A 9,870-nucleotide genomic window follows, 5' to 3' on the forward strand; every position below is an offset into this window, starting at 1 on the left:
CCGCGACCGCGCCGCCGGATGCCGCGGCGGCCGCGCGCGCCGCCGCGGCCGGCTCCCCGTCCGGCCGCGGCGCGGTGACGGTCGAGCCGCTCAGCCGGATCCAGCGGACGATCGCCCAGCGGATGGTCGAGGCCAAGACCACGGCCCCCGAGTTCGTGCTCGAGGTCGACGTCGACATGGGCGCCGCGGTCGCGCTGCGGGGCGAGCTGAAGCAGGTCGCCGGCGAGCAGCCGGTCCCGTCCTTCAACGACCTCGTCGTCCGCGCCAGCGCGCTCGCGCTGCGCGAGTTCCCGCGCGCCAACGGCGCCTACGGCGACGACGGCTTCTCGCTCTTCGAACGGGTCAACGTCGGGGTCGCGGTCGCCGCCGACGACGCGCTGGTGGTGCCGACGATCTTCGACGCCGATCGCCTGGCGCTGGCCCAGGTCGCCGCCGAGACCCGGCGGCTGGCGCAGCGGGTCCGCGACGGCTCGATCGAGCCGTCCGAGCTGGGCGGCGGCACCTTCACCGTCTCGAACCTCGGGATGTTCGGGATCGACCGCTTCGTCGCCGTCCTCAACCCGCCGCAGGCCGCGATCCTGGCCGTCGGGCGGATGGCCACGCAGCCGGTCTGGGACGACGCGGCCGGCGCCTTCGCGCCGCGGCCGCTGATGCGCCTGAGCCTGACCTGCGACCACCGGATCCTCTATGGCGCCGACGCCGCGCGGTTCCTCGGCCGGATCCGCGAGCGGCTCGAGTCCCCGTTGCTGCTGGCGCTGTGAGCACGATGACCGACCACGACCACCGTGGCGCGCTCCCGCTGGAGCCGCTGACCGCGTTCCTCGACGCCCACGGGCTCGGCAGCGGCCCGGTCGCCGCCGTCCCGATCGGCGAGGGCCACTCGAACCTGACCTTCCTGCTCCGGCGCCGGTCGCTGCGGCTGGTGCTGCGACGGCCGCCGCTCGGTCCGCTGGCGCCGTCGGCCCACGACGTCCTGCGCGAGGCGCGGCTGCTGCGGGCCCTGCGCCCGGCCGGCGTCCGCGTGCCGGAGGTGCTGGCGGTCGGCGACGACCCCGCGCTGATCGGGGCGCCGTTCTACGTGATGCCGTTCCTCGACGGCCACGTGCTCACCGCCACGGCGCCGCCGGCGCTCGCCGGGGCGTCGCGGGCGGCGGCGATCGGCGAGCAGCTGGTCGACGCGCTGGTCGAGCTGCACGCCGTCGACGCCACCCGCGAGCCGCTGGCCGGGTTCGGGCGCCCGGCCGGCTACCTGGAGCGCCAGCTGCGCCGCTTCGGCACGCTCCTGACCGAGCACGCCAGCCGCCGCCTGACCGACCTGGAGCTGGTCGCCGAGCGGCTGCGGCAGACGCTGCCGACGTCCGGTCCGGCGACGGTCGTCCACGGCGACTACCGGCTCGGCAACGCGATGCTCGCCGCCGGTCCCGGCCCGGTGCGGGTCAGCGCGATCCTCGACTGGGAGCTGGCGACCGTCGGCGATCCGCTGGCCGACCTCGGCTACCTGACCGCGATGTGGGCCCAGACCAACGACCTCGAAGACCCGATGCTGGCCCTCGGATCGCTGACCCGGATGCCCGGCTTCGCGACCCGCGAGGAGCTCGCCGCCCGCTACGCCGAGCGCTCCGGTCGCGACGTCGGCGGGCTGGGCTGGTACCAGGCGCTGGCCGTCTGGAAGGCGGCGATCTTCCTCGAGGTCAGCTACGGCCGCTACCTGGCCGGCGCCACCACCGACCCCTACTTCGCCGGCCTCGGCGAGGGCGTGCCGCGACTGGCGCGCCGCGCCCGGGCCCTGATCGAGCAGACTGCCGTCGCATGAGCGTTCCCTCTCCGATCCTCGACGCCTTCGGGCTCCACGGCCGCGTCGCCATCGTCACCGGCGCCTCGTCCGGGCTCGGCGTCGCGTTCGCGCAGGCGCTGGCCGAGGCCGGCGCCGACGTCGTCCTCGGCGCCCGCCGGGTCGACCGCCTGGAGCAGACGAAGGCGCTGGTCGAGGCGACCGGCCGCCGCGCGCTGGCGGTCGCGACCGACGTCGCCGATCCCGACAGCTGCCGGGCGCTGGTCGCCGCGGCCGTCGAGGCGTTCGGCCGCGTCGACGTGCTGGTCAACAACGCCGGGATCGGGACCGCCGTTCCGGCCCTCAAGGAGACCCCCGAGCAGTTCCGCTCGGTGATCGACGTCAACCTCAACGGCGCCTACTGGACGGCGCAGGCGGCGGCCGCGGCGATGACCGACGGCGGCAGCATCATCAACATCTCCAGCGTCCTGGGGATCACGACCGCCGGCCTGCCGCAGGCGGCCTACGCGGCCAGCAAGGCCGGCCTCGACGGCCTCACCCGCGACCTGGCCCAGCAGTGGACCGGCCGCCGCGGGATCCGCGTCAACTCGGTGGCGCCCGGCTTCTTCGCCTCCGAGATGACCGAGCAGTACGCGGACGGCTACCTGGCCAAGCAGCAGGAGCGGATCCTCGCCGGCCGCACCGGCGACCCCCGCGAGCTGGCGGCGACCGTGGTCTTCCTGGCCGGTCCCGGCGCCGGGTACATCACCGGGCAGACGATCGTCGTCGACGGCGGGTTGACGATCGCCTAGGGCGGCGCCGGACGCCCGCTCAGCCGGCGACCAGCGCCAGCAGACCGGCGCCGTCGCCGTCCGGTTGCGAGAAGAGGTCCTGGAGCAGCCCCTCGACGACCGCCAGCACGTCGGCGCCGGGGGCGACGCTGGCCGCGAAGTCGCCCAGGTAGAGCAGGTTCTTGAAGAACAGGACCAGCTCCTTCGGGATCCGCACGCCGCCCGCGGACAGCGACTGCAGCAGCCGTCCGAGGGTCAGGCCGAGGCGGTCGAAGGTGACGGCGCCGTCGCTGCGGTCGGCCAGCCGGTCGACCTCGGCCTGGAAGCGCTCGACCAGCGCGTCGACGTCGGCGTCGTGCTCGAGCGCGCCGAACGAGCGCATCGCCTCGACCTGCATCCGCGCGTCGGCGGCGGCGAAGCCGATCAGGAACCGCACCAGCCCGGCCCGCTCGGCGGCGTCGAGCCGGCCGCAGAGGCCCAGGTCGACGAGCGAGAAGCCCTCGCCGGCGATCAGCACGTTGCCGGCGTGGAGGTCGCCGTGGAAGACCCCGTGCCGCAGCGTCGCCTCGAGCACCGCCCGGACGCCGAGCTCCAGCAGCCGCGGGCCGTCGACCACGGCGCCGGGCTGGTCGGCCAGCCGCGCGTAGGAGACGCCGGGCAGGTGCTCCATCACGATCACCCGCTCGTTGACCATCCCCGGCAGCGGGCGCGGGACCCGCACGCCGTCGACGCCGATGTCCTCCAGCACCGCGACGCTCTCGACCAGGTTCGCCGCCTCGAGCCGGAAGTCCAGCTCCTCCAGCGACAGCCGGGCGAAGACGGCCACGAAGCCGGGCAGGTTGGCGACGCGGACCGCGTTGTTGATCCGGTCGGCCCCGGCGCAGACGAGCGCCAGCGTCTCGATGTCGGAGCGGAACCGCGCCCGCAGGCCGGGGCGGCGGACCTTGACCACCACCTCGGTGCCGTCCCGCAGCCGACCGCGATGGACCTGGCCGATCGAGGCGGCGGCGAGCGGCTCGGGATCGAGCTCGATCCCGTGGGCCCGCTCCCCCAGCTCGCGCCGGAGGATCGCCTCGGCCGTCCCCGGCTCGAGCGGCGGCGCCGCGTCGCGACACCAGGCGAAGGCGTCGACCCAGGCGTCGGGCAGCAGTCCGCGGGCGCTGGCGATGAACTGCCCGAGCTTGACGTAGGCCGGTCCCCCGGCCCGGACCAGCCGCTGGGCGCGGGCGATCGTGCCGGCCGAGGCGTCGGGCGGACCGACCGGCAGCCCGAAGGCGGTCGCCGCGGCCCCGACCAGGACCACCGGCGCGTCCGGCGCCGCGGTCCGCGCGACCCGCCAGCCGGTCGCGGCCAGCGCCCCGAGGGTGTCGGGCCAGATCCGTGGGCGGGCGATCCGCTCGGCCTCGTACGCCAGGGCCCGGCGACCCTCGATCGCCGCGCCGTGCCAGCGCAGCGCCTGCTCGGGAAGGCCGTCGAGCTCGGCCAGCCGCCGCGACGCGCGCAGCAGCGCGACCCGGTCGGGCAGCGGCGGCGGCGCGGACGCGTCGGAGGCCGCTGGAGTCGCCTGGCGTCTCATGGCCGGACACTACCAGTGCACAGTTGTGCACTGAGTGTGCGGAGGGACACGCAACGAGCGCCACCAGCCTATCCGGCCGCGGCGAACGCCGCCACCGCCTCCGCGACCCGTGCCGGGTCCTCGACCTGCGGGTAGTGCCCGAGGTCGTCGAAGGTCGTGACGGCCGCGGCCGGCCGCAGCGCCCGCAGCGCGTCCAGCACCGCGGTCGTCGCGACCGGGTCGAGCAGGCCCCAGGCCAGCCCCAGCCGCCCGTCCCAGTCGCGCAGCGCGCCGTGCCAGCGCTGCGCGAACGCGATTCGCTGACCGTTGTAGGTCGCCAGCTGGTGCATGTTGCGGTGGCCGCCGGCACGCGCCACCTGGGCCCACTGGGCGGCGGCCTCGGCATCGTCCAGCGGGTGGCCGGGCGAGAACAGCGCCGCCATCTGGCGCCCGAACATCCGGCGGTTGGAGAGCCGGGCGACCAGCGGGCCGAGCGGCGAGCGCAGCAGCTTCTGGATCGGCCGCAGGCTGGCCCGCTCGACCACGACCGAGCCGTTGCTCAGCAGCACGCCGGCCAGCGCGAACGGCAGGCGGCCCTCGATCTCGCGGGCGATCAGCTCGTTGGCGACCGTCGTGCCCATGTCGTGGGCGATCACCGTCACCGGCCCCTCGACGCCCTCCGCGGCCAGCACCGCCTCGGTCAGGTCGGCCTGCTCGAAGAGGTCGTTGTCGTGGCCGCGCGGCTTCTCGGACAGCCCGAAGCCGAGGAAGTCGAAGGTCAGCGCGTCGTGGCCGGGCAACCGGTCGATCGTCGCACGCCAGTCGAACGACGAGGTCGGGAAGCCGTGCAGGAAGAGCAGCGTCGGCGCCCCGGCGACGCTGCCGTCCCCCGGCCGCCGGCGGACGAACAGCCGCCGTCCCGCGATCGTCGCGATCCGCCCCGAGTCGCGCCAGGCGACGGCGGCGGGCGGCAGCTCGGGGTCGGCCATGGGCGCCAGCCTAGTCGCGCCCGCGCTCCGCGTCGTCGTCCCGCGACGACGCGGTCGCCTCGTCCAGCCGCTCCGACAGCTCGTCGACGATCAGCAGGTCGCGGCGTACGCGGCGGGTGCGGTAGGCGGCGCGGGCGACCATGTGGGCCGCGACCGGGGCGGTCATCAGCTGGAAGATCGCCACCAGCACCAGCGTCGTGACGTCGATCCCGGTCCGCAGCCGCAGCCCGACGCCGGTCAGGATCAGCAGCAGGCCGAGCACCTGCGGCTTCGAGGCGGCGTGCATCCGGCTCAACAGGTCGGGGAAGCGCAGCAGCCCGATCCCGGCGGCCAGCGAGAGCGCCGCCCCCAGCAGCAGGCAGATCGCGGAGAGGACGTCGGCGGCGGCGCTCACGGACGGCCCTCCCGCTCGCCGGACCGCTCGTCCTCGTCGCCGGCCGCGAAGCGCGCGACCGCGACCGAGCCGACGAAGCCCAGCAGCGCCAGCACCGCGAGGATCGGCAGCGTCGTGCCGTGGCGGTTGAACGCCGCCTCCAGGCCGATCCCGCCGATCAGGCACGAGAGCAGCACGTCGAGCCCGACGATCCGGTCCAGCACCGCCGGCCCGCGGACGATGCGGATCAGCGCCAGCAGCCCGGCGACGCCGAGCATCGTCGCGGCGATCCAGATCACGACGGTCATCGGTCCTCCTCGTCGCGGGCGAGCGCCGCGCGGTCGTCCGGCGAGCCGAACGCGCGGATCATCCTGGCCTCCAGCGCGTGGACCTTGAGCCGCTCGCGCTCGACCGCCGCGCGATCGCGGACGCCGATCAGGTGCAGGTAGAGGGTCCGCGCGCGGCGGTCGACCTCGACCACCATGCTGCCCGGCACCAGGCCGAGCGCCTCGGCGACCAGCGTCAGCATCAGGTCCGAGCGGGTCCGCAGCGGGACGGCGATCACGGCGGTCTCGGGCTCCGGCCCCGGGCGCACCGCGAGCCACGCGACCTGGACGCTGGCCAGCAGCACGTCGCCGGCGAAGCGGACCCCGAACCGCAGCGCCGGCAACGGCCGCGGGCGTCCCTCGACCGCGATCGGCGCCAGCGGGAAGGCCAGCATCACCAGCGCCGCGACCACGATCCCCGACGCGGTCAGCCCGAGCGACACCCGCCCCCACAGCAGCAGCCAGAGGACGACCAGCCAGACGCCGGTCAGGGGCTGGAGGATCCAGGCACCGGCCACCCGGCGGCGGATCCGCCGCACGCGCGAGGGCATCAGGTCGCCCCCTCCCGGCCGACGGCCTGGATGTAGACCGCGCGGTCGCGCAGCTCGCCCGACGTGCGGTCGCTGAGGTCGGCCAGCGGCCCCGCGCCGACGGTGAAGGCGAGCCCGAGCAGGACCAGCGCGATCGTCGCGCCGGTCATCGCCCGCGGCATCGCCGAGCTGGTCGTGATCGCCCGCCCGCCGAGCGTCGCGCCGACGACCTCGCCGCCGATCCCCGCGCCTCCGCGGTCGAGCGCCGCCTCGGCCGCGCCGGCCTCGGCGTCGCCGACGACGGCGGCCCCGTCGGCCCCGCGCAGGGCGACCCGCGGGGCGCGCCAGAAGACCCGGCTCCAGACCTTGCCGACCGCGTAGAGCGTCAGCAGGCTCGTCACGACGCTGCCCGCCACCAGCAGCCAGGCCAGCGCCGTCCCGTCGGCGGCCCCGGCCTGGATCAGGGCGAGCTTGCCGAGGAAGCCCGAGAACGGCGGGATCCCGGCCAGGTTCATCGCCGGCAGGAAGAACAGCACCGCCACCAGCGGCGCGGTCTTCGCCAGCCCCCCGATCCGCTCGGTCGAGGTCGATCCGGCCTTGCGCTCGATCATCCCGGTGGTCAGGAAGAGCGTCGTCTGGATCGTGATGTGGTGGACGACGTAGAAGACCGCCCCGGCCAGCCCCAGCCGCGAGCTGAGCGCGATCCCGAAGACCATGTAGCCGATGTGGCTGACGAGCGTGAACGACAGCATCCGCTTGATGTCGGTCTGGGCGACCGCGCCGAGGATCCCGACCACCATCGTCAGCAGCGCGACGACCAGCAGCACGTTGTCGACCCGTCCGTCGGGGAAGAGCAGCGTCTCGGTCCGGATCACCGCGTAGACCCCGACCTTGGTCAGCAGGCCCGCGAAGACCGCGGTGACCGGCGCGGGCGCGGTCGGGTAGCTGTCGGGCAGCCAGGCCGAGACCGGGAAGACCGCCGCCTTGATCCCGAACGCCAGCAGCAGCATCAGCTGCAGCAGCAGGCGGATCCCGTCGCCGAGCCCGTCGAGCCGGGTCGCCAGGTGGGCCAGGTTGATCGTCCCGGCGGCGCCGTAGATCAGCCCGATCGCGGCCAGGAACAGCAGCGACGAGAGGATGCTGACCACGACGTAGGTCGTCCCCGCGCGGATCCGCGAGCCGGTTCCGCCGAGCGTGATCAGGACGTAGCTGGAGACCAGCAGGATCTCGAAGCCGACGTAGAGGTTGAAGAGGTCGCCGGCCAGGAACGCGTTCGAGACGCCGGCCGAGAGCACCAGGAAGGTCGGGTGGAAGACCGCCAGCGGCAGCCCCTCCTCCTCGTCGGCGGTGCCCTGGCCGTAGGAGTAGATCAGCACGCAGAGCGTCACCGATGCCGAGATCACGAGCATCAGCGCCGACAGCCGGTCGGCCACCAGCACGATCCCGAGCGGCGGGTCCCAGCCCCCCATCGCCGCCACCTGCGGGCCGTCGCGGTCGGCGGCAACCAGCAGCACGACGGCGATCGCCAGCACCGCGGCGAGCGTGCCGACGCTGATCAGGCGGTGCAGGCGCGGCAGCCGCGGGCCGATCGCGAACTTCAGCCCAGCGGCGAACAGCGGCAGGATCACCGGCAGCGGGACGAGCGACGCGGTGCTCATCGCGGCAGCTCCGCCCCGGTGCCGGTCCCCGGCGCGGGCTCGTCGCCGGCGATCGCGTCCCGCTCGGCGGTCTCGCCCGCGGCGGCGGCCGCGTCGGCCTCGGCCTCGGCCTCCGCGTCGGCGCCGGCGTCGGAGGGCTCCTCGGCCGCCCGGCGGGCCGCGACCAGCCGGTCGTCGATGTCGTCCTGGACCTCGTCGCTGCCCTGTAGCTGCCAGCTGCGGTAGGCCAGCGCCAGCACGAACGCCGTCAGCGCGAAGGTGATCACGATCGAGGTCAGGATCAGGACCTGCGGCAGCGGGTCGCTCATCGGCCGCGCGTCGCTGCCGCCGATGATCGGCGCCCGCCCGGCCTTGCCGCCCATCGCCAGGATCAGGACGTTGATCCCGTTGCCGAGCAGCGCGACGCCGAGCATCACCCGGGTCAGGCTGCGCTCCAGCAGCAGCACGACGCCGCTCGCGCACAGCACGCCGACGACGAGGGCGAGGACCAGGCTCATCGGCCGTGCGCCTCCGCGTCGACCTGGCGGTCGATCTCGGATCCGAAGCTGCGCAGGACGTCGAGCACGACGCCGACGACCACCAGGTAGACCCCGATGTCGAACAGCGTCGAGCTGTAGAGCTTCAGCGTCCCCACCAGCGGCAGGTGCAGGACCGCCTTGCCGCCGTCGAGGATCGCGTCGCCGAGCAGCGCCCCGGCGATCCCGGTGCCGGTCGCGATCACCAGCCCGACCCCGATCAGCAGCCCGGCGCCGACCGGCGCGGTCTCGCCCAGCTCGTAGCGGCCGCCGGCCAGGTAGCGGATCGTCAGCGCGAGACCGGCGACGATCCCGCCGGCGAAGCCGCCGCCGGGGAAGTCGTGGCCCGCCAGCAGCAGGTAGACGCTGAGCACCAGGACGGTGTGGAAGATCAGCCGTACGACGACCTCGAGCAGGATCGAGCGGCGCTCGGGCGCGAGCGTGTTCTCGGCCACCAGCCACTCGCGGGCGCGGCGGGCGCTGCCGGCGCCGCCGGCCGGCGTCTGGGTGACCAACAGGGCCGGCAACGGCGGGGCGTCGATCCGCCAGACCGCCTCGCCGTCGTCGGCGTCGGTCAGCCGCGGCAGGTCGCGCGAGCGCCGGCGCAGGAAGATCAGGCTGGTGACCCCGGTGGCGGCGACGACCAGCACCGCCAGCTCGCCCATCGTGTCCCAGGCGCGGATGTCGACCAGGGTCACGTTGACGATGTTCTTGCCGCCGGCCGCGTGGGCGGCGGCCGCCATCCCCTCGGAGACCGGCACCGCCTCGCGGGCGCCGAGCGCGACCACGGTCACGGCCGCCATCAGGACCCCGACCGCGATCCCGATCAGCAGGTGCAGGCGGCGCCGTCCGGCGTGGCTGACCGTGCCGGTGAAGTGCGTCGGCAGCCGCCGCAGGACCAGGACGATCACGACCAGCGTCACGGTCTCGACCAGGAACTGGGTCAGCGCCAGGTCCGGCGCCCCCTGGAGCGCGAACAGGGTCGCGATGCCGTAGCCGACGACGCCGGTGATCATCACCGCCTTCAGCCGCCGCCGCGCCCGCAGGGCGAGGATCGCCGCCGCCACGACCAGCGCGGCGACCAGCGCCTGCGCCGGCGAGTCCCAGGCGCGGACGTCCACGTCCCACGGGGCGCCGAGCGCCAGCGCCGTCGTCAGCGCCGCGATCAGGACGACGAGGATCGTCATCAGGTAGGCCGGCAGCGAGCCGGACTGGGTGGCGCGGGCGGCGGCGACGGCCAGCCGCTCGGTCGCGGCCACCAGCCGGACGTAGCACTCGCGGGCGTCGCGGAGGTGGCTCCAGGGGCGCGACCGCGGCGCCGGCGGCGCGACAGGCGCCGGCGACCCCGCGGCCGCCACGGCG

General features: G+C 75.1%; 11 protein-coding genes. 3 read left to right on the plus strand and 8 right to left on the minus strand.

Annotation, left to right across the window (positions count from 1 at the left end):
• The 3 genes from PAI11_RS09245 to PAI11_RS09255 all read left to right on the plus strand — a co-directional run.
• Positions 1 to 761 (plus strand): dihydrolipoamide acetyltransferase family protein (locus tag PAI11_RS09245; RefSeq protein WP_040599480.1); only part of this gene is annotated, 761 nt, incomplete at its 5' end.
• A gap of 5 nt (positions 762 to 766) precedes the next feature.
• Positions 767 to 1,813: a phosphotransferase family protein gene (locus PAI11_RS09250; RefSeq protein WP_138974200.1), complete on the plus strand. Its 1,047-nt coding sequence runs from the start codon at positions 767 to 769 to the stop codon at positions 1,811 to 1,813.
• Entirely contained in the window at positions 1,810 to 2,583 is a 774-nt protein-coding gene (locus PAI11_RS09255) for an SDR family NAD(P)-dependent oxidoreductase (protein ID WP_007573483.1), read from the plus strand. The genes PAI11_RS09250 and PAI11_RS09255 overlap by 4 nt, the downstream gene beginning before the upstream one ends.
• A 19-nt stretch (positions 2,584 to 2,602) precedes the next feature.
• On the opposite strand, the gene PAI11_RS09260 is transcribed toward PAI11_RS09255, so the two are convergent.
• From PAI11_RS09260 to mbhE, 8 genes are all read right to left on the minus strand, one after another.
• Entirely contained in the window at positions 2,603 to 4,138 is a 1,536-nt protein-coding gene (locus PAI11_RS09260) for an ABC1 kinase family protein (RefSeq protein ID WP_007573485.1), read from the minus strand.
• Between the two features lie 68 nt (positions 4,139 to 4,206).
• Positions 4,207 to 5,106, minus strand: coding sequence for an alpha/beta hydrolase (locus PAI11_RS09265; protein ID WP_007573486.1), 900 nt, complete (start codon positions 5,104 to 5,106; stop codon positions 4,207 to 4,209).
• 10 nt (positions 5,107 to 5,116) lie between these two features.
• Positions 5,117 to 5,500, minus strand: coding sequence for a monovalent cation/H(+) antiporter subunit G (gene mnhG, locus PAI11_RS09270; protein ID WP_007573488.1), 384 nt, complete (start codon positions 5,498 to 5,500; stop codon positions 5,117 to 5,119).
• Positions 5,497 to 5,787: an MrpF/PhaF family protein gene (locus PAI11_RS09275; protein ID WP_007573490.1), complete on the minus strand. Its 291-nt coding sequence runs from the start codon at positions 5,785 to 5,787 to the stop codon at positions 5,497 to 5,499. The genes mnhG and PAI11_RS09275 overlap by 4 nt, the downstream gene beginning before the upstream one ends.
• Entirely contained in the window at positions 5,784 to 6,356 is a 573-nt protein-coding gene (locus PAI11_RS09280; RefSeq protein ID WP_007573492.1) for a Na+/H+ antiporter subunit E, read from the minus strand. The genes PAI11_RS09275 and PAI11_RS09280 overlap by 4 nt, the downstream gene beginning before the upstream one ends.
• Positions 6,356 to 7,993 carry a Na+/H+ antiporter subunit D gene (locus PAI11_RS09285; protein WP_007573494.1) on the minus strand — a complete coding sequence of 546 codons (1,638 nt, stop codon included), beginning with the start codon at positions 7,991 to 7,993 and terminating at the stop codon, positions 6,356 to 6,358. The genes PAI11_RS09280 and PAI11_RS09285 overlap by 1 nt, the downstream gene beginning before the upstream one ends.
• Entirely contained in the window at positions 7,990 to 8,490 is a 501-nt protein-coding gene (locus PAI11_RS09290; protein WP_007573496.1) for a Na(+)/H(+) antiporter subunit C, read from the minus strand. Before PAI11_RS09290 ends, PAI11_RS09285 begins: the two co-directional genes overlap by 4 nt.
• Positions 8,487 to 9,870, minus strand: a 1,384-nt coding sequence (gene mbhE, locus PAI11_RS09295) for a hydrogen gas-evolving membrane-bound hydrogenase subunit E (RefSeq protein WP_138974199.1), incomplete at its 5' end; no start/stop codon positions are given. The genes PAI11_RS09290 and mbhE, both read right to left, overlap by 4 nt.

Source organism: Patulibacter medicamentivorans (genome assembly GCF_000240225.1).
GTDB lineage: Bacteria > Actinomycetota > Thermoleophilia > Solirubrobacterales > Solirubrobacteraceae > Patulibacter > Patulibacter medicamentivorans.